The organism is Cupriavidus sp. SIMBA_020, assembly GCF_046535395.1.
GTDB classification, from domain to species: Bacteria; Pseudomonadota; Gammaproteobacteria; order Burkholderiales; family Burkholderiaceae; genus Cupriavidus; species Cupriavidus campinensis.
Map to the genome: position 1 here is coordinate 15260 of NZ_JAWRWU010000020.1, position 21613 is coordinate 36872.

18 protein-coding genes and 1 tRNA gene are annotated in these 21613 nt (G+C 67.6%); 10 read left to right on the forward strand and 9 right to left on the reverse strand.

What is annotated here, in order from left to right; genetic code table 11:
- Window positions 1-63: 63 nt before the first annotated feature.
- The 3 genes from SB751_RS26195 to SB751_RS26205 form a co-directional block, all read right to left on the reverse strand.
- On the reverse strand, window positions 64-465 hold the full coding sequence (locus SB751_RS26195) for a thioredoxin family protein (protein ID WP_144202662.1): 402 nt from the start codon (window positions 463-465) through the stop codon (window positions 64-66).
- Window positions 466-538: 73 nt separating this feature from the next.
- Complete coding sequence (dprA, locus tag SB751_RS26200) at window positions 539-1699, reverse strand: DNA-processing protein DprA (protein WP_410748709.1); 1161 nt, start codon at window positions 1697-1699, stop codon at window positions 539-541.
- Complete coding sequence (locus SB751_RS26205) at window positions 1696-2871, reverse strand: LysM peptidoglycan-binding domain-containing protein (protein ID WP_144202667.1); 1176 nt, start codon at window positions 2869-2871, stop codon at window positions 1696-1698. The genes dprA and SB751_RS26205 overlap by 4 nt, the downstream gene beginning before the upstream one ends.
- 161 nt (window positions 2872-3032) lie before the next feature.
- Between SB751_RS26205 and def the strand changes: the two genes are divergently transcribed.
- From def to SB751_RS26250, 9 genes are all read left to right on the forward strand, one after another.
- Window positions 3033-3539, forward strand: coding sequence for a peptide deformylase (def, locus tag SB751_RS26210; protein WP_144202669.1), 507 nt, complete (start codon window positions 3033-3035; stop codon window positions 3537-3539).
- Window positions 3540-3665: 126 nt separating this feature from the next.
- Window positions 3666-4661, forward strand: a complete 996-nt coding sequence (gene fmt / locus SB751_RS26215; protein WP_144202671.1) for a methionyl-tRNA formyltransferase — start codon at window positions 3666-3668, stop codon at window positions 4659-4661.
- 140 nt (window positions 4662-4801) lie between these two features.
- Window positions 4802-5662, forward strand: coding sequence for a zinc metalloprotease HtpX (gene htpX, locus SB751_RS26220; RefSeq protein WP_144202674.1), 861 nt, complete (start codon window positions 4802-4804; stop codon window positions 5660-5662).
- A 128-nt stretch (window positions 5663-5790) separates the two neighbouring features.
- Window positions 5791-7164: a 16S rRNA (cytosine(967)-C(5))-methyltransferase RsmB gene (rsmB, locus tag SB751_RS26225; protein ID WP_144202676.1), complete on the forward strand. Its 1374-nt coding sequence runs from the start codon at window positions 5791-5793 to the stop codon at window positions 7162-7164.
- An 8-nt stretch (window positions 7165-7172) separates the two neighbouring features.
- Window positions 7173-8033: a DUF4390 domain-containing protein gene (locus SB751_RS26230; RefSeq protein WP_144202678.1), complete on the forward strand. Its 861-nt coding sequence runs from the start codon at window positions 7173-7175 to the stop codon at window positions 8031-8033.
- Window positions 8030-10510, forward strand: coding sequence for a sensor histidine kinase (locus SB751_RS26235; RefSeq protein ID WP_144202681.1), 2481 nt, complete (start codon window positions 8030-8032; stop codon window positions 10508-10510). The genes SB751_RS26230 and SB751_RS26235 overlap by 4 nt, the downstream gene beginning before the upstream one ends.
- 51 nt (window positions 10511-10561) lie before the next feature.
- Window positions 10562-11281 (forward strand): response regulator, encoded by a 720-nt coding sequence (locus SB751_RS26240; protein ID WP_144202683.1) that lies wholly within the window; start codon window positions 10562-10564, stop codon window positions 11279-11281.
- Between the two features lie 62 nt (window positions 11282-11343).
- A tRNA-Phe gene (locus tag SB751_RS26245) sits at window positions 11344-11419 on the forward strand.
- A 210-nt stretch (window positions 11420-11629) separates the two neighbouring features.
- Window positions 11630-14479: a M66 family metalloprotease gene (locus tag SB751_RS26250; RefSeq protein WP_410748710.1), complete on the forward strand. Its 2850-nt coding sequence runs from the start codon at window positions 11630-11632 to the stop codon at window positions 14477-14479.
- A gap of 56 nt (window positions 14480-14535) precedes the next feature.
- Here SB751_RS26250 and SB751_RS26255 read toward each other — a convergent pair whose 3' ends face one another.
- The 6 genes from SB751_RS26255 to SB751_RS26280 form a co-directional block, all read right to left on the reverse strand.
- Entirely contained in the window at window positions 14536-16017 is a 1482-nt protein-coding gene (locus SB751_RS26255) for a dihydrolipoyl dehydrogenase family protein (RefSeq protein WP_144202688.1), read from the reverse strand.
- A gap of 69 nt (window positions 16018-16086) precedes the next feature.
- Window positions 16087-17025, reverse strand: a complete 939-nt coding sequence (locus SB751_RS26260; protein WP_244844973.1) for a patatin-like phospholipase family protein — start codon at window positions 17023-17025, stop codon at window positions 16087-16089.
- Between the two features lie 21 nt (window positions 17026-17046).
- Entirely contained in the window at window positions 17047-17487 is a 441-nt protein-coding gene (locus SB751_RS26265) for a PaaI family thioesterase (protein ID WP_144202690.1), read from the reverse strand.
- Window positions 17488-17607: 120 nt separating this feature from the next.
- Window positions 17608-19122, reverse strand: coding sequence for a tripartite tricarboxylate transporter permease (locus tag SB751_RS26270; protein ID WP_092290978.1), 1515 nt, complete (start codon window positions 19120-19122; stop codon window positions 17608-17610).
- Window positions 19123-19140: 18 nt separating this feature from the next.
- On the reverse strand, window positions 19141-19614 hold the full coding sequence (locus SB751_RS26275) for a tripartite tricarboxylate transporter TctB family protein (protein ID WP_144202693.1): 474 nt from the start codon (window positions 19612-19614) through the stop codon (window positions 19141-19143).
- 139 nt (window positions 19615-19753) lie between these two features.
- Complete coding sequence (locus tag SB751_RS26280) at window positions 19754-20710, reverse strand: tripartite tricarboxylate transporter substrate binding protein (protein WP_144202695.1); 957 nt, start codon at window positions 20708-20710, stop codon at window positions 19754-19756.
- Window positions 20711-21086: 376 nt separating this feature from the next.
- On the opposite strand from SB751_RS26280, the gene SB751_RS26285 reads away from it, so the two are divergent.
- Window positions 21087-21587 carry a hypothetical protein gene (locus SB751_RS26285; RefSeq protein ID WP_144202697.1) on the forward strand — a complete coding sequence of 167 codons (501 nt, stop codon included), beginning with the start codon at window positions 21087-21089 and terminating at the stop codon, window positions 21585-21587.
- Window positions 21588-21613 lie beyond the last annotated feature (26 nt).

Below are 21613 nucleotides of genomic sequence, written 5' to 3' on the forward strand. Positions count from 1 at the left end.
AATAAGCGCGCATCCGTCGGCGGTGCAAGCAAACGCCGCCTGGGGCTCAGGCAGCACATGGCATCAGCCGGGGTGGCTCTCGAGCAACCAGTCGAGCACTTCAGGAATTTCCGATGCGGCCGTGGGCATCGACGCCCCACGGTCCAGCATGCGCTCCAACACTTCCAGATGAGGCAGCACGGTGCCGTAAAAATGCGGATCGCCGCCGGCCACGGGCTGGATCAGCACCGTTGGAAAGTTCTCGATATCGATGTCCTCGCCGAGCCGGTCGGCGTGGGTCTCGATATCGATCCAGACAAAGCAGTCGCCGGGATAGCGCGCCGCCAGCGCCGCGAAGCCGCTCATATAGTCCTTGCACGTCCCGCACCAGTCCGCGCACAGGCAGGCCACCAGCCGGCCCGCCGGCCGCGCGGCCAGCGCCTGGCGCAGCGCCGCGGCGTCTTGTTCGGGAAAGTAAACGGTCATCGCAGTCAAAACATGAGCAGCCTACGGCACCAGCCGCGGCAATGCCGGCAGATTGTATAGAGTTTGGCGCCCCTTACCCGAGCCGCCGGTAGCGGTTGCCCGGCAATCGCTCCGCCGCGCCGGCCATTTCCAGCTGTAAAAGCGCTGCCGACGCCGCTTCTGCCGATAATCCGCTGCCGGCGCACAAGGCGTCGAGCGTCACAGGATCATAGGCGAGCGCGGCGCCGAATGCGTCGGCGGGGAGCGGGTCGGTCGCCGCGTTCGCCCCGGCGGGTCTGGCCGATGGCGCGGCGAGGTCGGGAAACTCTTCCACGATGTCCTCGAGGCTTTCCACCAGCTTCGCGCCCTGCCGGATCAACCGGTGACAGCCCTTCGAGAGCGGCGCGTGGATCGACCCGGGAATCGCGAACACCTCGCGCCCCAGCTCGGAGGCCAGCCGCGCCGTGATCAGCGACCCCGAGCGCTCGGCTGCCTCGACCACCAGCACGCCCTGGCCCAATGCTGCGATCAGCCGGTTACGCCTGGGGAAGTGGTGGCTCAATGGCGGCGTTCCAAGGGGAAACTCGCTGAGAATGGCGCCGCCACGGTCCACGATCTCGTGTGCCAGCGCGTGATGACGTGCCGGATACACCACATCGACACCTGTACCGATGACGGCAATCGTGCCGCCGGCGCCGGACATCGCCCCCGCATGGGCCGCTGCGTCGATGCCGAGCGCGAGGCCGGACACCACCATGAATCCCGCCCCGGACAAGGCGGCGGCAAACGCGTGGGCATCCTTCGCCCCCTGCACGGTGGCCTTGCGCGCGCCGACGATGCCGATGGAAGGCGCCGCCAGCGCATCGCGCCGGCCGTTGACGTGGAGAAGGAGCGGGGGATCGGCGAGGTCGAGCAGCCGGGCCGGATAGTCACTATCGGCGAGCGTGACGAGGTGATGGCCCGGTGCGGCGAGCCACGCCTCGGTGCGCGCGATCAGCGCCGCCAGCGTGGCATCGGGCGGGGCGGTCAGGACTTGGGCGATGGCGTGCGGCACCAGCCCATGCAGCCGGGCAGCAGGCTGCGCCAGCACCGCCGAAGGCAGGCCGAACGCGCCCAGCAGCCGGCGCGCGGCCGCCGCGGTCAGTCCTGGCGTGGCAATCAGCCGCAGCCACGCCGCAACGTCGGCCAGCCCCGCATCCCTGCCCAGGGCCGGCCCGGAGACTTGCGCGCCCTCCGGCGCGCGCCTACCGGTCAACGTGGCGTCGTGGCGATGTCGCCAACCTTCATCAGGTTCGTGGCATCGGTGACCAGCGCGTACGAGATACCCGGGAACACGCGATACACATAGGCCAGCCCGTAACGGTCGTCGGGCAGCCTGATGGTACGGTTGCTGTCCGTCGGATCCTTGACCAGCCCACCGTCGCGCGAAAGCGCCAGCACATGGCCCGGCTCGAGCCCGGCGTCCGTGCCCACGTTCAGTACCACCACCTGCTTGGCACCGCCGTACTGCACGCCGCCATACACGGCCGCGATGCGGGCGTTCACGTCGGCCTCGGGCGCATGCGGCACGTAGCGCACCAGTTCGCGCGGGGGCTGGGGCAGCAGCAGCGTGCCGGGGCCCATTTCCTGCAGCGACTGGGTGGCCTGCACCGTGGTCACGGCGTCCGGGCCCTCGGGCGGACGCGAGACACGCACGCTGCCCTGGTATTCGGCCTCGAAGCCAATCACCTTGTTGGTAACCGGGTCACGCACCGGCAGGGCCGGCTTGAAGGCCTGCCAGTCGCTGCCGATGGCTGCCTCGCCGGGGCCAATGCCGCGCGCGTAGCCGGTATCGCCACGGCCCATGTAGACGCGGGCATCGGGCAGGGCCACGAGCCGCGCCGAGGTATCGACGGTGCCCTTGTCCACCACCAGCGGGCGGATCAGGAACGGCTCGATGTCCGCCGCCGGAATGCTCAGGATCGCGTCGCCGTCAGTGCCTTCGCCCCGCACGCGCGGCGAGAGGCGGCCATCGCCGCCTGCGCCGCCCGGTGCGGTCGTGCTCAGGTAGGCGCGGCCATCGCGGGTAATCAGATACAGGATCTGGCCGGGATAGATCAGGTGTGGATTGCGGATCTGCTGCTTGTTCATGCCCCACAGCTCGGGCCAGCGCCAGGGCTGGCGCAGGTAGCGGCCCGAGATACCCCACAGGGTGTCGCCAGAGCGCACCGTGTACTGGCCCGGTGCGCTGGGCGCCAGATCGGCAACGGGAATGCCTTGCTGTGCCGTCCGGTCGGCTTGCGCCTGCTGCGCCGGCGAGACACTGAGGTCCGCGGCCTGGACGGTCATGCCCGCCCCGGCAGTGATGCCGGCGACACTTAGCATGAAGAGGGTGAACGCGTGCAGCCTGCGGCCCGACGCCGCTTGTTCTTTGGTAAGATCGCGCATTTTCGTGAACCGGTCGGTGTAGCGACCGGATTGACCCTAGAGAGCGTGCCTGCTGCGGCCCGCCTTGATTTTTTGTACTTGCGCCCCGATTCTGCATGTAAACACCCGTCGCCGCAACGCGGCCGGGCAGTAGACAGCACCTGGCGTTGCGCCCGAGCATCATGGCAAAACTCGACATCCTCACCTACCCCGATCCCCGCCTGCACAAAGTGGCCAAGCCCGTGGAGGTGGTGGATGACCGCATCCGCACCCTGGTGCGCGACATGGCCGAGACCATGTACGAAGCGCCGGGCATCGGCCTGGCCGCCACGCAGGTGGATGTGCACGAGCGCGTGATCGTGATCGACCTCTCCGAGACGCGCGACGCCCTGCAGGTCTTCATCAACCCGGAAATCGTCTGGGCCAGCGACAACCGCAAGGTCTGGGAAGAGGGCTGCCTGTCCGTGCCCGAGGTCTACGACCGCGTGGAGCGCCCGGACCGCGTGCGCGTGCGCGCGCTGAACGAAAAGGGCGAAACCTTCGAACTCGAGGCCGACGACCTGCTCGCTGTATGTATACAGCACGAGATGGACCACCTGATGGGCAAGGTGTTCGTCGAGTACCTGTCGCCGCTCAAGGTCACCCGCATCAAGCAGAAGCTCCAGAAGCGCGTCCGTTCGCGGATGTAAGCGCGCGCGGATGTAACAGCGGTGCCGCCGCGCCGGCGCCGTCTGCTATCGTTAACCCCTCCGAAGCACCCAATGCACCCGGCCGCCACCATGCGGCCGGTGGCATTTTTATCGCGGAACTCTGCCATGACCCAAGCCCAGCCACTGCGCGTTGCCTTTGCCGGCACCCCGGAATTCGCGCGCGTCGCCCTGGAGGCCATCCACGCCGCAGGCTTTCCGGTGGTGGCCGTGCTGACCCAGCCTGACCGCCCGGCGGGCCGCGGCATGCAGCTGCAGGCGAGCCCGGTCAAGCAGTTCGCCCTCGATGCCGGCCTGGGGCTCGTGCTCCAGCCGCGCTCGCTGCGCCGCCAGGGCAAGTATCCCGAGGAAGCCGGCGCGGCTGTCGATGCGCTGGCGGCCACGGCGCCCGATGTCATGGTGGTGGCCGCCTACGGCCTGATCCTGCCGGCCGAGGTGCTGACCCTGCCGCGCTATGGGTGCCTGAACATCCACGCCTCGCTGCTGCCGCGCTGGCGCGGCGCGGCCCCGATCCACCGCGCCATCGAGGCCGGCGACGCCGAGACCGGCATCACGCTGATGCAGATGGACGAAGGGCTCGACACGGGCGCCATGCTCTCCCGCGAAGCCGTGCCGATCGGCCCACTGGACACCACCGGCACGCTCCATGACACGCTGGCGGCGCTGGGCGGGCGGATGATCGTCGCGGCACTGCAGCAGTTGGCGGCCGGCCAGCCGCTGGCCGCCACGCCCCAGCCCGAGGCCGGCGTGACGTATGCCGAGAAGATCGCCAAGGACGAAGCCCCGCTCGACCTGCGCCGCCCGGCCACGGCGCTGGCCGGCCAGGTGCGCGCCTTCAACCCCTTCCCCGGGGCCACAGTGCAGGTGGGCGACACCGTCATCAAGTGCTGGCAGGCGCTGCCGCTGGCCGCCTCGACCCCGCTGCCGCACCCGCCCGGCACCGTGCTGGCGGCCGACGCCAGCGGCGTGATCATCGCCTGCGGCGAGGGCAGCGCGCTCCAGGTCACCGAACTCCAGAAGCCGGGCGGCCGCCGCCAGCCGGCGCAGCAGTTCCTGCAGGGGCAGCCGCTGCCGCCGGGCACGCGCTGCCTCGTGCCAGCGTGATGCAATCTCCACTTCAGCCTGCAAAAACCCTGCTACGGACATTGAATTTCCGGCAATCGGACCCGATCTAACCGTCAACGCGTCCCGCAGGGGCGGGTACGCGGGGCAGTACGTCGATTGTCGATTTGGGAGACTTTTCCATGTTCAACTGGGTCAAGACCTTCATGCTGATGGCCGCCATCACGGCGCTGTTCATCGTCATCGGGGGCATGATCGGGGGCCGCAGCGGGATGATGTTCGCGCTGTTGATCGCGCTGGGCATGAATTTCTTTTCCTACTGGTTCTCGGACAAGATGGTCCTGCGCATGTACAACGCGCAGGAAGTGGACGCCGGCACGGCGCCGCAGTTCTACAACATGGTGCAGGAGCTGTCCCAGCGCGCCGGCCTGCCGATGCCGCGCGTGTACCTGATCAACGAGGACGCGCCGAACGCCTTCGCCACGGGGCGCAACCCCGAGCACGCGGCGGTGGCGGCCACCACGGGCATCCTGCGCGTGCTGTCCGACCGCGAGCTGCGCGGCGTGATGGCGCACGAACTGGCGCACGTGAAGCACCGCGACATCCTGACCTCGACCATTGCGGCCACGATGGCCGGTGCGATCTCGGCGCTGGCCAACATGGCGATGTTCTTCGGCGGGCGCGACGAGAACGGCAATCGGTCCAATCCGATTGCCAGCATCGCCGTGGCGATCCTGGCGCCGCTGGCGGCCTCGCTGATCCAGATGGCGATTTCCCGGGCGCGTGAATTCGAGGCAGACCGGGGCGGCGCCGAGATCAGTGGCGACCCGCAGGCACTGGCCAGCGCGCTGGACAAGATCCACCGTTATGCGCAGGGCATCCCGTTCCAGGCGGCCGAGGAGCACCCGGCCACGGCGCAGATGATGATCATGAACCCGCTCTCGGGCGGCGCCATCGCCAACCTGTTCTCGACCCACCCGGCCACCGAGGAGCGCATTGCGCGGCTGATGCACATGGCGCAGACGGGCACCTATCCCGCCTGAGGCCGGCCGCGCGCCCCGACTCCGGGTAAACTGCCCGCTGTGTTCCCCGGAACCGGCGGGCTTTTTTGTGACCGGCACGCCGTGCCGGATCACTGTCATTCACAGCATTTTCAGATTTCTCGTATTCCATGCGCCTGCAACACGATTCACTTGCCTTCCAGATGCTCGGCGCCGCCGCGGCGGTACGCGGCGTCAACGAAGGCACGGCCCTGCCGCAGGCCATCGAAGACGTCGCCACGCACCTGCGGCTCGACCGCGTGCGCGACGCCGCCACGCGCGGCGCCGTGCAGGACCTGGCCTATCGCACCGTGCGCCAGTTCGGCACCACCCGCGCCCTGGTCACCGAACTGGTGACGCGCCCACCCGGCGCGCTCGTCGATTCCCTGCTGGCGGTGGCGCTGGCGCTGCTGCTGGAGGGCGAGGAGGGCGATGGCAGCAAGGTGGGGCGCGGCGGCTACAGCGATTTCACCGTGGTCGACCAGGCCGTCAGCGCGGCCGCCTCCGAGCCGAAGACCGCCCACGCGCGCGGCCTGGTGAACGCCGTGCTGCGCCGCTTTTTGCGTGAACGCCAGCCGTTGATGCAGGCCGTCAACCAGGACGAGGAAGCGCGTTACAACCTGCCATCCTGGTGGCTGGCGCAACTGCGCAAGGCGTACCCGGACCAGTGGACCACGCTGGCGGATAGCGTCAACGCCCGGCCGCCGATGACGCTGCGCGTGAACACGCGGCGCACATCGGTGCCGCAGTATCTGACCGAACTGGCCAACGCCGGCATGGCCGGCACGGCCGTGGGCGACCAGGCGGTGCGGCTGGTCCGCGCCTTCCCGGTCTCGCAGGTGCCCGGCTTTGCCGAAGGCGACGTGTCGGTGCAGGACGCCGGCGCGCAACTGGCTGCGCCCCTGTGCGAATTGTCTGATGGCATGCGCGTGCTCGATGCCTGCGCGGCCCCCGGCGGCAAGACCGGCCACCTGCTGGAGCTGGCCGATATCGACGTCACCGCCGTGGAGAGCGACGCGCAACGCGCCGCCCGCATCCACGACAACCTCGCCCGCCTGGGCCAGCGCGCCAATGTGATCGTCGGCGACGCGAGCCGGCCCCAGGACTGGTGGGACGGCCAGCCGTTCGACCGCATCCTGGCGGACGTGCCGTGCTCGGCGTCGGGCATCGTGCGGCGCCATCCCGATATCCGTTGGCTGCGGCGCGAGACAGATATTGCGCGCCTAGTCAATGAGCAGCGTCGCATCGTGTCTCAACTTTGGCCGCTGCTGAAGCCGGGCGGCATTCTGGTGTACGTGACCTGTTCTATTTTCCCAACGGAAGGCGAGGAGCAGGCGCTCTGGTTTGGTGCGCAGCTACCAGATGCGATACGATTGCAAGCGCCGGGACAACTGCTGCCCGGTACGAAGGCGCCTGAAACGGCCAGCCTGCCGACCGGTTCGCCATTGGGTCTGCCTACCGACCACGATGGTTTCTACTACGCCCGCTTCCAGAAACGCGCCTGATCCCACCGATGCCGAGCCCGCTGCGCTTGTTCGTCCACCGAGTCCCGGGCCGCGCAACGCGCGAGGCGCCGGCGCTCGCGCTGGCCACGATCCTGCGCACCTGGGCCATCGCGGCCTTCCTGCTCCTGGCCCTCGGGCTCGGGCATAGCCCCCGGGCGACCGCGCAGCTGATCGAGAACTCCGAAGCGAAGATCGAATATCAGGACGGCGACTTCGAGCTGGCCGCCGCGTTCGATTTCGACCTGCCCCCGGCACTGGAAGACGCGCTGCACAAGGGCATCCCGCTCTATTTCGTGGTCGAGTTCCAGCTGACGCGCCCGCGCTGGTACTGGTTCGACGAAAAGCCGGTGAACACCAGCCGCAGCGTGCGCCTGTCGTATCAGCCGCTGACGCGTCAGTACCGTGTCTCCACGGGCGGGCTGCAACTGCCGTTCAACCGCCTCAAGGGCGCGCTGCAATTTATCCAGCAGGTGCGTGGCTGGCGCGTGTTCGAGCGTGGTGACGTGCGGCGCGGCGAAACCTATCACGCCGAGCTACGCATGCGGCTCGACCTCTCCCAGCTGCCGAAACCGTTCCAGATCAACGCGGTGAACACGCGCGAGTGGAACCTGTCGTCCGAGTGGAAGCGCTTCAACTACACGGTGCCGACCAACCTCGACGCGCCCCAGCCGCTGCCCACGCCGCCGGCCCCGGTGCCCGCCCCACCGCCGGCGGCGCCCCCGGCCCCACCCGCTGCGCCGGCCATTCCCGGCTCCGCGCCCGCCGCGGCCTCCGCGCCGTCCGCGGATGCCCGCACGCCGTTCTCGCAGACCGTCTCCACGGTCCTGTCTCCGAGCCAACTGGTACAGCCCGCATCGAGCCAGCCATGAACGGAGCAATCTGGGACAGCCGATTCCGCCGCGTGCTCTATCGCGTCGTGGTGGGGATCATCGTCTTCCTGGCCCTGGTCCTGGTGGGCCTGCTGGCCGGGGCATCGGCCAACACCGAATTCTTCGATCGCTATTTCACGCTGCTGTTCAAGGTCAACCTGGTCGTCGGCGCGCTGCTGGTGCTGACCGTGGGCGCACTGGCCGTGACGCTGTGGGTACGCTACCGGCGCGGCAAGTTCGGCACGCGGCTGATGACCAAGCTGGCCGTGTTCTTCGGCGTGGTGGGCGTGCTGCCGGGCGTGCTGATCTACCTGGTCTCGCTGCAGTTCGTCTCGCGCAGCATCGAATCCTGGTTCGACGTGCGCGTGGAAACGGCGCTTGAGGCGGGGCTGAACCTGGGCCGGTCCACCATCGACAGCCAGCTGGCCGATCTGCAGAGCAAGGCCCGGCTGATGGCGGACCAGCTCACGGGGGCGTCCGGCATGGCTACGTCGCTGCAGCTGAACCGGCTGCGCGAGCAATACGGCGTGCAGGAGGCCGCGATTTTCACCGGCAGCGGCCGTGTGATGGCCACGGCGTCGAGCAGCTACGCCTCGCTGGTGCCGGACCTGCCGTCGGGCATGCTCGCCGAGCAGGCGCGGCTGGCCGGCGGCTATGCGGCCGTGGAGGGCGGCACCGAGCCCTCGGTGGACGGCAAGCGCACGGGCCCTATCGACAGTACCCACCTGTACCGCATCCGCGTGATCATTCCGCTCGGGCCGGCGCCGTCGCAGAACGCAACCGACGCGGAGGCGCAGGCGGCCGCCGTGGCTGCGGCCGCTGCGGTCCAGCGCGCCCAGCGCCCGCCGCGTGCCGGCATGTCCGCGCCCGGCGCCCGCTGGGCCGGGTCGGGGCTGTCCGTGGAGCGCCGCCCCGAGGACGCACCGGCCACCGGCTTCGGCCTGATGGGCGATACGGTGCGCGAGGAGCGCTACCTCCAGGTGCTGCACCCGGTGCCGGCCGTGCTCGCGCGCAATGCCGACGAGGTGCAGCGGGCCTACCAGGAGTACCAGGAAAAGGCGCTGGGCCGCACCGGCCTGCGCAAGATGTACATCGGCACGCTGACCCTGACGCTGTTCCTGGCCGTGTTCATCGCCGTGATGCTGGCCCTGCTGCTGGGCGGCCAGCTGGCCCGGCCGCTGCTGATGCTGCTGCAGGGGACCAAGGAGGTGGCCGAAGGCGACCTCTCGCCCAAGCGTGAACTCAAGAGCCGCGACGAACTGGGCATGCTGACGCAGCAGTTCAACGCGATGACGCGCCAGCTGTCCGAGGCCCGCATTGCCGTGGAGGAAAACCGCACCGCTCTCGAGCAGTCGAAGGCCTACCTGGAAAGCGTGTTGCAGAACCTGACCGCCGGCGTGCTGGTGTTCGACCGGCGCTTTGCACTGCTGACCGCCAACCCCGGCGCCGAGCGCATCTTCCGCCAGCCCTTCGCGGGCGTGCTGGGCCAGCCGGCCGAGCAGATTCCGGGGCTGGGCGAGTTCACCGAGATCGTGCGCCAGGCGTTTTCCGAGCAGAACACCAGCGAAGTGCTGGGCGGCGCGCGGCACTGGCAGAAGCAGATCGAACTGCCGCAGGGCGACGAGGAACAGCCGCTCACGCTATTGGTGCGCGGTGCCCACCTGCCGGGCGGCAGCCGCGACGAGCCCGGCTACGTGGTGGTTTTCGACGATATTTCCGATGTGATCTCGGCCCAGCGCTCGGTCGCCTGGGGCGAGGTGGCGCGCCGGCTGGCCCACGAAATCAAGAATCCGCTCACCCCGATCCAGCTCTCGGCGGAGCGCCTGCAGATGAAACTTTCGCCGAAATTGGAGACTTCCGATGCGGAAGTGCTAAAGCGCGGGGCCGCAACGATCGTTAACCAAGTGGCGGCAATGAAACGCATGGTGGACGACTTCCGCGATTACGCGCGCACGCCGCCCGCCGTGGTGCAGACGCTGGCGCTGAATCACCTGGTGGCAGAAGTCTTGCATCTGTATGGGATCGACGAGCCCGGGGTGCATGAGCATCCCGTGATCCATTCGGCGCTGGGGCCCGATTTGCCCGAGATAAAGGGCGATCCGACCCAGTTGCGGCAGGTGATCCACAACTTGCTGCAGAATGCGCAGGATGCGGTGGCGGACAACGTGGCGGCCGGTAGGGCGGCGCCCCATATCACTCTGCACACCGAGACTGTAGAATACAAAGATTCTGCCGGCGAAGACCGGCAGGCCGTCAAGCTGTCCATCGCGGACAATGGTCCCGGATTCGCACCCCGAATTCTCAGTCGGGCGTTCGAACCGTATGTGACCACGAAAGCCAAGGGTACGGGTCTCGGGCTGGCGATGGTAAAGAAGATCATTGACGAACACGGCGCGCGCATCGAATTGCGCAATCGCATGGATGGCGCCGAGATCATCGGGGCGCAGATCTCGATCCTGTTCGTTAAACTGGCATAGTCAAACTGCGTCACCGTCCGGTGGCGCTGCGGTGGGGTTAAGAGGGGAAGTATGGCAACCATCCTCGTAGTCGACGACGAAATGGGCATCCGGGAATTACTCTCGGAGATCCTGAGTGACGAAGGCCATGTGGTCGAAGTGGCGGAAAACGCCCAGCAGGCACGCGAGTACCGTGCGGCCGGGACGCCCGATCTGGTATTGCTCGATATCTGGATGCCGGATACCGATGGCGTCAGCCTGCTCAAGGAATGGTCGGCACAGGGTTACCTGACGATGCCGGTCATCATGATGTCCGGCCACGCCACGATCGACACGGCCGTGGAGGCCACGAAGATTGGCGCGTTGAACTTCCTTGAGAAGCCCATCGCGCTGCAGAAGCTGCTGTCCGCCGTGGAGCAAGGCCTGGCGCGCGGCATCGAGCGCCCGCGTACGGCGCCAACGGCGGCCAGCGCGGCGCCTGCCGCCACCGCTGCCACGGGCGAAGCCGCCGCGGCCGCGCTGGCGCCCGCCGAGGCGCCCGCGGAAACCACCGCGAACGGCAATCCGGCCCGCCTGCCCGAGGCCGAGATGCACTTCTCCTTCGACATGCCACTGCGCGAGGCGCGGGACCTGTTCGAACGCGCCTATTTCGAATACCACCTGGTGCGCGAGCACGGCAGCATGACGCGCGTGGCCGAGAAGACCGGCCTCGAGCGGACCCACCTGTACCGCAAGCTCAAGCAGCTTGGGGTGGAACTCGGGCGCAACAAGCCCGAGCCCACCGAACAATGACCGGCAGTGACGCACGCAACGCTTGACTGGCGGATTTCACGCTGATATAGTTTCGCTTCTTTGGCCCGGTAGCTCAGTCGGTAGAGCAGAGGATTGAAAATCCTTGTGTCGGCGGTTCGATTCCGTCCCAGGCCACCAGATACAAGAAAACGGACGCTTCGGCGTCCGTTTTTGCGTTGGTGCGGCAGTATTCTGCATCACGCGCAACTTCGTCGAGTTGCGATACGCAACCGCACGACACTTGCCGGCGAGCATCGCCCAAAACTAAGCGAACTACGATAGAGACTAGAGAGCATCCGGTATTTAATCCGCCCAAGCTAAAACGCGTTCCCAAAAGGCGGTGTTCCGATGTTCCAGTCTCCCTTCCACTCCCCCACACGCACCCAAGGCGCCCTGGCAAGCCTGCTGCTCTGCGCACTGATTGCAGGATGCGGCGGCGACGGCGGTGGCGACGGCGGCGGCGTCGACGATGCCAATACCACGCCAGCCTCTTCCCCCCCGAGCATCAGCGACAGCGGCCCCATCGACGTCCTTCCCGCCCCGGAGCCGCGCTACGACACGCGCACGCACACGCTCGCCGGAAAGTTCGAATTTGGCCAAACCCATATGGTCGAGAGCAAAGAAACGCGCATTGCGCCATCGCTCTCAACTGGTCGAAATACGATGGTGCTGTTCACGCCGACATCGGCCATCCCGAGCAGCAAGCCGATGTTTATCGAAGCCATCGAGAATGGCCGGTCGCTGGGTCGGTATGCATTGAAACCGCCCGAGCAGCTGCCCCGTTTCGTCGAGAGCCGACTCACGCCGGTGGACTTGCCGTCCTACTCGGACAAGGCATGGAGCGGGCTGGTGCCGGCCGGCTGGGTGCGCGCGGATGTGACGCTGTCCGTCGGCTATGACGATGTCTCGCACGTCAGGCAAACCGTGGACGCCTGGCGCACCAGCACGGCAATGCCTGCCCTGACACCCGCCACCACCCTGACGCTGGGCCGCGTCAAGTTCACGATGTTCGGCGACGGCACGGAGAACACCGACACGGTCAACGCACGCAAACTCATGCGCGACTACTTCGCCGTCATGCCAGTCACGCAACTGCGGCTTGTCGACTACGCGCCCGTGCACTGGGATTACATGATTGCGCAGTCCGGCAGTACGCCGCCCACGCGTGTGACATCGGACGCGGCCTTCCGCGCCGCAGGAAACAGCAGCTATTACGGCTCGTTGAAGCAGTGGACCATCCGGACCAGCATGGCCAACACCGGACGCGGCCTGCTGACCGGCATCTATGGCGACAGTTCGCCCTACAGCTTCGGCACCTATGTCGGGCAGGGCCGGTACCGCAACAGCAGCGGCGCGCTCATCGACATGGACGACATCGGCGCCGCCGGCGGCTGGACCGGCTGGTCGGCCATCTGGTGGAACACCGACTGCGGCAACGCCTTTGCGCATGAAGTCGGCCATTCCTACACCTTTGGCCACTTTACCGGAGGCACCGCGGCCAACTGGAAAATCGCGGAAGAGTATCCGAAGGATGGCACCTGGCTGCCCACGCATCCGCAGCCGGTGGACGTGGTTCGCAATGCGTTCCGTACCTGGTACAAGGTTGCCGGAACGCCCGTGGCAGGCGATACGGCCAACGGCCTTGCCGGCAAGCGCGACCCCATGAATGGCGGCGAGCGGTCCGATGCCCAGTCCTGCTTCCCGCCCTACACGGCCTATCACGCACGCAAGTTCCAGCAATGGATGAAGCAGACTCCGACCCTGCGCGAGCAGGATCATCAGGCCGGCGTCTATGCGCAGGACGAACAGAGCGGAACGTACCTGCGGACCACGCCGGCCTCTGACGCCCTGGCGCCCGCACGCGTCAATGTGCCTGTCCTGACCCTGATCGGCACGCTGGCCGCCAGCACGGCACCGGACGCGCGCCAGATCTATCCGGCGCTGTACGCGGCAAGCGGCAACACCTTCGTGATGCCGAATCCGTTTGCGGCGGGACTGCCGGCCGCCTACCAGGGGGCACGATACTTCGTTGAAGTGCGATTCGCGGATGGCCACCGTGAATATACGTTGATCCCCCAGAGGCAGCTCACGCTCCCCACCGACCTCAAGCACTTTTCGATGAATGTGGCGCTGGATGACCATCCGGTGGCCGCCACCCTCTACGAGGCTGCGCAAGGCTATCCCGCCATCACGCTGACGCAGAGCACGGCACTGTTCACACGCCAGCTGGCGCCGGCTGGCAGCCTGCCCACCGTTCAGGAGATGGGCCAGGACAGCATCGGCCATGCTGCGGACATCCATCTCAGCGACATGTGCATCCAGGCGCCCTGCGGGCGGCAGGCCGCGGACGTGTCGTGGTACCCGCAACCGGGCACGGAGATGTACGCCACGCTGCGCGCAGGGGGCTCGGCCACGCCGGCCACGGCGTCCGCCGCCAGTGGCTTCTATGCCTACACCCGGCTCGTCGTGCCGATGAAAGGCCCGGACGGCCAGACCCGCGCGGTCATCGTGCGGGCGGCACGCACCCACGAGACGACCTCGGGGATCAGCCTGTCACCGATCGACACTCCCGCGTCGCCTGCACAGACCACCAGCAATTTCCAGCGCATCGCCGTCTGGGCGATGATGGAGGACAATCCGGACCTGCCGGCGGGCTACTACGCGACGGAGGAGCCGGTGGTGCTCGATGTGCACGCGCGGCAGGGATCGCACGATGCGGTTGTCGATGATCTCAGGATCCATGTCTCGTTCTTCCGCCCCGAGCAGGTCACGGCGACCGCCTTCCCATTCCAGAGGGCCGGCTTCCAGTATCCCAACTCGAGCATCTTCTTCATGGCAAAGGACGGGCGGCAAGGCCCTGGGGCCGGCAAATGGGCGTACGACAAAAGCCCGGCGCGGCTGACAGCCCTCGTCGAAAACGTGGATACCCATGAACGTTTCGAGATGGTGCTGGACGGATACAAGCAAAACTGCGGATACGGACATTGGCAGTTCGCCATGAACGACGGCGGGAATCACGCCAAAAACTGCGCGGACACGCTGGTCGTGGCGTTCGACCCGGCCAAGAACGCGGCGTTGCCGGCCGGCCACTATGTCTCGCCGGCGGACACACCGTTGACGCTGACGGCGCACGCCTGGCACATCAACGCCAAGAAGCTCCACGAGTTGAGCATCCGCTGGGACGTCGTCATTCCCTGACCCCTGAGCTCCGGCGTCAGCACGTGGCGCGGCTGCAATGCCGCGCCACGTGCCGTTTACCCGAAGATCTCCTCGGCCACCGTCGGATGCAGCGGCAGGGTCGTCTTCAGATGCGAGGCCTTCAGGCCCAGCCGCAGCGACACCGCCAGGGCCTGGATGATCTCGGGCGCGGCGTTGTCCATCAGATGCACGCCGAGCACCCGGCCGCTACGCGCGTTCAGCACCAGCTTGATCATCGACTGTTGCGAGCTGCCGCCAAAGCGGTTCTCCAATGAGACGAATCGCTTGATTTCGGTGCGGATGCGCTCCGGCTTCCCCGCATCCTCGATGGCCTGCGCTTCCGTCATGCCCACCACGCCGATGGCTGGCTCGCAGAACACGGCGGTCGGGACAATGTCGAAATCGGCCAGGTCGCCGCGCTTGCCGAACAGGCGGTCCGCCACCCAGCGGCCCTGTGCGATAGCTACCGGTGTCAGATGCAGGTTCTCGGCCATGCAGTCCCCCACCGCGTACAGCGCGCGCTCCGAGCTGCGGAACTGGCGGTCCACGCGGATGCCACCTTTTTCGCCCAGTTCGATGCCGATGTCTTCGAGCCCCAGCCCCTCCACGTTGGCCTGCCGGCCGATCGCCGCCAGCACCGCCTGCGCGCGCACGGTCTGGGTACGGCCTGGATTGCCATCCTGCGTGTAGCAAACCTCCGTCGCGCCATTGGCCTGCGAAAGCAGCGTCACCTCGGTATTGAAATGCAGGCGGATGCCCTTGGCGGCCAGCGCCCCGGCCAGCGCGGCGGAAACGTCGTGGTCGAAGCGCGGCAGCAGCCGGTCCTCGCGCACGAGCAGGTCGACCTTGACCCCGTAGCGCGACAGGATCGAGGCCAGTTCCACGGCGATATAGCCCCCGCCGATCACCACCATCGAGGCCGGCACGGTCTGCCACGTGAACACATCGTCGGATGTGCTTGCCAGCTCGCCGCCGGGCACTGGCAGCACGCGCGGCCGCGCGCCCGTGGCGATCAGCGTCTTGCGGGTGCGCAGGGTTTCATTGCCGACGACGATCTCGGTCGGGCTCGTCAGTCGGGCTTCGCCGTGCAGGATCTCCACGCCGGCCTCGGTCAGCCGCTGGGCATAGGACGCATTGAGACGCGCGACCTCGGCATTGACGCGCACGATGGCGTCGCGCCAGTCCTCCTTGCCGCCCGTGTGCGACAGGCAATCAGACAGGATGGCCGCCCAGGTGGCGCCATAGGACAGCATCTTCTTGGGCACGCAGCCGCGATTGACGCAGGTGCCGCCGATGGCGTCACGTTCGACCAGGATCACGCGCGCGCCCAGCGCCGCCGCGCGCCGGGCCGCCGCCACGCCGCCGGAACCCGCGCCGATGACAACGAGGTCCGCCTCGCGCGCCTTGCCCGGCCGGCCATTGCGCTTGCGGCGCGGCACATTCTCCACCACGGGCGCCGCGCTGATCTCGCGCGCGCGGCGGCGCTCCTTGGCCGGTGCCGGGGTGGTGGTCTCGGGTGTTGCCTGGCGCTTTGTCATCCATGTCTCCTTGTACGCGGCGCAGCGCCGCATTCAACACGACCGACCGGCGCCCCTGGGCGCAACCACTCAGGGCGCCGGCAACAATTCCTCGTCCCGGATCGCAGGCCAGTCGCGCAGGAACGCTTCCGCGTCGCGCCGGCCCAGATCGTAAGCATGTGTCATGGCCTCGGGCCGGGTGTAGTCCCAGCTCGAGATGGGCACGCGCTGCGACGGCTGCAGGTACAGCCGCCGCTGGCCCCCCTCCGCCAGCACGAAGCGGCGCGGGCGCGGATACAGCCGCGTCACCAGCACCAGCACGTTGCCAGGGGCCGGGTCGAGCGCATCGACGGGCACGTTGTCCACCAGCCCGCCGTCGAGCACCGCGCGCCCCTGGCGCTTCAGCACCGGCGTGAATGGCGGCGTGGAGGCCGACTGCAACAGCAGATCGGCCAGATCCTCGGGCGAAGCACAATCCTGTGCGCGCACGAACTCGGGCCGGAAGCCCAGCTTGCGGCCCAGCCGCGGGTGCAGCGTCTTGAGGATGTGCTTGTCGATGTTGTACGCGAGCAGCCCGGCAGCCACGGCCAGGCGCGGGCCGCTCCACGGCGGGATGTGCGCCACGCCGATGCGGATCTCGGGCGCGGCCTGGAGCCGCGCGAGCCGGTTATCGCCGAACAGCGACAGCAGCGCGTTGCGATAGATGCCGTAGTGCGGAAACACGCGCTCGCGCCGCAGCAGGTTGCCCCAGTAGGCGTTGCGCGTATTGTTGGCCAGGATGTCGCGGTAATAGGCCATGGTCTGGTGCGAATCGTGCGCATGGACCATGCACGCCGTGGCCGCCCCGGCCGAGATGCCCGCAATCACGCGCGGCCGCAGCGCCAGCTCGGGCGCCACGGTGTCCCACCAGCCGGCCTGCCACCAGCATCGGTTGCCGCCGCCGGCGAACACGATCTGGTCGAACGGCTGGGAGCGCGACCGGGAGAGCGGCTGGGGAGGGGCGGAGAGCGTCGGCGCGGCGCCAGTCATCATCGTCGGATGTCTTGGATGTCAGAGCAGCGCGTAAGTGGTGGTGGCCTGCACCGCCAGCTTGCCGTCGGTGCCGGTCAGCTCGATCTCGCCGAACACCACGGTCTTGCCGAGCCGCAGCACGTTGGCGCGCACGCGCACGTCGCCGTCGATCACGGGCCGCATGAAGTTGGTGGTCAGGCTGACCGTGGTCATCGGGCGGAATTCCCCGAGCACCCGGGAGATGGCGACGATCATCGCCGTATCGGCCGCCGACATCAGCACCTGGCCGCACACCACGCCGCCGGCATGGCGAAAGCTCTCATTGAACGGCAGGCGCAGCGTCACGCCCTGGTCGTCCACCGCCTCGGCACGCAGGCCAAGCTGGCGCACCCACGGGGCGAGCACGCGTTCCAGCGTGGCATCGACATCGGCCAGGGTGAAGGCGGGCGCTGCGGTCGGTGCGGAGGTCGGTTCCGGCATGGCGATCCTGTCGAGCGGGTTTGCGCCAATGATACAGGGGGCCGCAGCCCCCCGTGTAATGCACTGCAAGACCCCGCCGGCGAGGGCGGGTAACGGCTACGGCTACGGCTACGACTAAGGCTACGCCGCGTTGTCGGCGGCGGCGCGGGCGCTGCTGCGGCTGGCGTGCCAGCGCAGCACGCGCGGCACCACCACCACGGCCACCGTCATCGCCAGGATCGTGGCGGAGATCGGCTGCTTGACGAACAGGCTCCAGTCCCCCTGGCCAATCGACAGCGCATTGCGCAGCTGCTTCTCGGCCATCGGCCCCAGAATCAGGCCGACGATGACCGGCGCGGTGGGGAAGTCGAAGCGGCGCATGGCCATGCCCAGCAGGCCGATCACGAACAGCAGCAGCAGGTCGAACCACGACTGGCGGATGCCGTACGCGCCGAGCCCGGCAAAGATCAGGATGCCGCCGTACAGCAGCGGCGTGGGCACGCGCAGCATGCGCACCCAGAGGCCGATGGCGGGCAGGTTCAGCACCAGCAGCATCACGTTGCCGATGTACAGCGACGCCAGCAAGCCCCAGACCAGATCGCCCGAGGTCTGGAACAACATCGGCCCCGGCTGGAGGTTGTAGTTCTGGAACGCCGCCAGCAGGATGGCGGTGGTGTTCGAGGTGGGAATGCCCAGCGTCAGCAGCGGTGCCAGCGTGGCCGTCACGGCGGCGTTGTTGGCCGCCTCGGGGCCGGCCACGCCTTCGATGGCGCCCACCTTGCCGAACTCGTCCTGGTGCTTGGAGAGTTTCTTCTCGGTGGCGTACGAGAGGAAGGTCGGGATCTCCGCGCCGCCAGCCGGAATCAACCCGAACGGGAAGCCGATCAGCGTGCCGCGCAGCCAGGCCGGCACCGAGCGCTTCCAGTCCGACTTGTTCATGTGGACGGAGCTGAGCTTGTTGAACGAGCCGGCCGGTTGCGGGAAGAACGCGTTGAACAGCGCCTCGCCCACGGCGAACAGGCCCACGGCCACCACGACGATGTCCACGCCGTCGTAAAGCTCCTGGATGTTCATCGAGTAACGGGTCTGGCCGGACAGCGAATCAATGCCGATCAGGCCGATGCCGAGCCCCAGGAACAGGCTGGTCATGCCGCGCAGCAGCGACGAACCGAGCACGGCCGAGACGGTCGTGAAGGCCAGCAGCATGATCATGAAATACTCGCCGGGGCCGAACTGCAGCGCCACGTCCGCCGCCACCGGCGCGAACATCGACAGCAGCACGGTGGCGATGGTGCCCGCCACGAAGGAGCCGATCGCCGCCGTGGCCAGCGCCGGGCCGGCACGGCCGTTCTTGGCCATCAGGTTGCCTTCCATGGCCGTGACCATGGTGGACGACTCGCCCGGCGTGTTCATCAGGATGGACGTGGTCGAGCCGCCGTACATCGCGCCGTAGTAGATGCCGGCGAACATGATCAGCGCGGCGGTGGGTTCCACCTTGGCCGTCAGCGGCAGCAGCATCGCCACGGTCAGCGCCGGGCCGATGCCCGGCAGCACGCCGATGGCGGTGCCGAGGAAGCAGCCCACGAGGGCCCACATCAGGTTGATGGGTGTGATGGCGACGGCGAAGCCGTGCATCAACTGGTTCAGGGTATCCATGGCAATTCCTCCCGCCAATCAAAAGCCGGCGACCGGCAGCAGCGGCAGGTTGATGCCGAGCAAGAATTCGAACAACGCCCACATCGGCAGCGTCAGGCCCAGGCCGATCAGCGCATCGCGCACCAGCCGGCGGCTGCCGTAGCCACGCGCCACGCAGACCATCATCAGCGAGGAGGAGATCACGAAGCCGAGCGTGCCGATCAGCGCCATGTTCAGCACCAGGCCCGCCGCCACCCACAGGAAGCCCTTGAAGTTGTGCGGTGCCGCGGGCAGCTCGGCATCTTCCTCCGGCATATTGCGGAAGCCGCCGCGTACGCCCTGCCAGGTCAGCAGCGCGCCGCACACGGCCAGGCCGATGGCCACCAGCGTAGGCGCGAAGCGCGGCGACAGGCCGGCATAGCCTTCCTCGCCCGAGATGCCGGACAGTCCGGCCAGGAAAAAGGCGGACAAAGCCAGGACGGCGATGCCGATGGAGACATGCGATGGTTTCATGGTGGGCTCCCGGAGGGATGGCCACCACCCGCGCGGTCACGACTGGCGTGACCGATTCTGATTATTGTTGAGGCGCGCGGGTGGGGCGGGTGAGGCGGGTGAAGCGGGTCGTCTAACAGCGACCGGGGATCAGCCGGACTTACTTGGCCACGCCCAGTTCGCGCAGCGTGCCGCCCAGGCGGACCGACTCGGCCTCCACGAACTTGCCGAACTCGTCGCCGGTCAGCAGGAAGGGCGTCCAGTCATTCTTCTTCAGTGCGTCCTTCCAGACGTTGTTCTCGGTGCCCTTGACCACGGCGTCGATCATCGCCTTGCGCTGCTCGGGCGTGATGCCGGGCGCGCCGTAGACGCCGCGCCAGTTATAGATCTCCACGTTCACGCCCTGCTCCTTGAGCGTGGGGATGTCGGCGGTGCGGTCCTTCGAGGTCACGGCCAGCGCGCGCATCTTGCCGCTCTTGATGAAGGGCAGGAACTCGGACACGCCGGCGATGCCCACCGTCACGTGGCCGCCCATGATCGACGCGGAGGCTTCGCCGCCGCCCGCGAACGGCACGTAGTTGATCTTCTTCGGATCCACGCCAATGTCCTTGGCGATCAGGCCGGCCAGGATGTGGTCGATCGAACCCTTGGAGCCACCGCCCCAGCTCACGCTGCCCGGGTTGGCCTTGAGCTGCGCGGTCAGGTCCTTGATGGACTTCAGCGGCGAGCTGGCCGGCACGGTCAGGACCATGGTGTCGGCGTACAGGCGGGCGATCGGCGTGGCGTTCTTCAGCGTCACCGGCGGATGGTTGGTCTCGATGGCCCCGACCATCACGGCGCCGGTCACGATCAGCGCGTTGGGGTTGCCCTTGTCGGTGTTGACGAACTGGGTCAGGCCGATGGTGCCGCCGGCGCCGCCCTTGTTGTCATAGGACGCGGTCTTGGCGGTGCCCGCCGCGATCATCGCCGCGCCGATCGTGCGGCCGGTCTGGTCGTAGCCACCGCCGGGGTTGGCGCCGATCATGACCTTCAGGCTGTCCACGGCGTAGGCCGGGGCCGCGGCCAGCGTGGCGGCGGCGAGGACGACATGGGCAAAGCGGGCAAGCGTGCGAGGCATCGCGGTCTCCTGTCTTTTTTGGAATGGATAGCTAGTGATAGCTGTGGGCCGGATTCTAGAGGCCGGTAACTGTCAAAAGCCTGTCAAACCGACAGGAATTCGCATGGGGTTTACGTGGGGGTTGTCTGCTTTGTCTGGCCGCTCCGACATGCGCCGGACGGCCCGCGCACTACCCACTGCATGGTTTTCGCCACAGACAAGCGCGAGGAAGTCTGATCTAAACATCTTTGACTTGGCTGACGTCAGACATATCACTACGATTGACCACAGTTGCCTGCCGCACGTTGCAGTGCGGAACGGGCAACGGACAAACGATGAAAAAGGGACCCGCGCACAACGAGGCGACGGGCCTGATGGGTGTCAACTGGGGTCAACAATGGATACGACGATCAAGGCTGCCGACGTGTGGCCGCCGGAGCTGGATACGGGCGCGGGTACCGACCGTGGACTGTGGAAGAGCACCATGGCCGCAGCAAGCCAGGCGCTCGAGGCCGCCAAGGGCATGCAGGCGGCGGTGGGGCAGACACTGAAGCTCCAGCACAAGATCATGGCGCTGCGCGACGAGCTGCATCGCGCCGAAGCCGAGCGCGATCTCTACCGCGACCTCCACGCGCGTACGCTCGACGAACTCAATCACACCCTCGACCTCAGCCCCGCCGAATGGCAGCGCCTGCGCGCCGAGAACGAGACCCTCCAGATCCGCCATCGCGCCTACAAGCTGCTGGTGCAGCACTACGCGCGCAGCGGCATGCCGGTGGACCCGGCCGTGTTCGCGGAGCAACGCAGCCGTGTGCAGCAGCACATCCTGTTCCAGCGCCGCAAGGGCATCCCGGTCTCGGTGATTGCCGTCGAGGACATCGCCTTCCTGCTGCGCTGACCGGGGACACCGCCATGACCTGCCTG

Coding starts and splice junctions, on each gene's coding strand:
- SB751_RS26265 (WP_144202690.1), bottom strand. CDS start 17,487: ATGCCGGAACCGACCTCCGCACCGACCGCAGCGCCCGCCTTCACCCTG.
- SB751_RS26240 (WP_144202683.1), top strand. CDS start 10,562: ATGGCAACCATCCTCGTAGTCGACGACGAAATGGGCATCCGGGAATTA.
- SB751_RS26270 (WP_092290978.1), bottom strand. CDS start 19,122: ATGGATACCCTGAACCAGTTGATGCACGGCTTCGCCGTCGCCATCACA.
- SB751_RS26205 (WP_144202667.1), bottom strand. CDS start 2,871: ATGCGCGATCTTACCAAAGAACAAGCGGCGTCGGGCCGCAGGCTGCAC.
- rsmB (WP_144202676.1), top strand. CDS start 5,791: ATGCGCCTGCAACACGATTCACTTGCCTTCCAGATGCTCGGCGCCGCC.
- SB751_RS26235 (WP_144202681.1), top strand. CDS start 8,030: ATGAACGGAGCAATCTGGGACAGCCGATTCCGCCGCGTGCTCTATCGC.
- SB751_RS26285 (WP_144202697.1), top strand. CDS start 21,087: ATGGATACGACGATCAAGGCTGCCGACGTGTGGCCGCCGGAGCTGGAT.
- SB751_RS26255 (WP_144202688.1), bottom strand. CDS start 16,017: ATGACAAAGCGCCAGGCAACACCCGAGACCACCACCCCGGCACCGGCC.
- def (WP_144202669.1), top strand. CDS start 3,033: ATGGCAAAACTCGACATCCTCACCTACCCCGATCCCCGCCTGCACAAA.
- SB751_RS26260 (WP_244844973.1), bottom strand. CDS start 17,025: ATGACTGGCGCCGCGCCGACGCTCTCCGCCCCTCCCCAGCCGCTCTCC.
- SB751_RS26275 (WP_144202693.1), bottom strand. CDS start 19,614: ATGAAACCATCGCATGTCTCCATCGGCATCGCCGTCCTGGCTTTGTCC.
- SB751_RS26280 (WP_144202695.1), bottom strand. CDS start 20,710: ATGCCTCGCACGCTTGCCCGCTTTGCCCATGTCGTCCTCGCCGCCGCC.
- htpX (WP_144202674.1), top strand. CDS start 4,802: ATGTTCAACTGGGTCAAGACCTTCATGCTGATGGCCGCCATCACGGCG.
- SB751_RS26250 (WP_410748710.1), top strand. CDS start 11,630: ATGTTCCAGTCTCCCTTCCACTCCCCCACACGCACCCAAGGCGCCCTG.
- SB751_RS26230 (WP_144202678.1), top strand. CDS start 7,173: ATGCCGAGCCCGCTGCGCTTGTTCGTCCACCGAGTCCCGGGCCGCGCA.
- SB751_RS26195 (WP_144202662.1), bottom strand. CDS start 465: ATGACCGTTTACTTTCCCGAACAAGACGCCGCGGCGCTGCGCCAGGCG.
- fmt (WP_144202671.1), top strand. CDS start 3,666: ATGACCCAAGCCCAGCCACTGCGCGTTGCCTTTGCCGGCACCCCGGAA.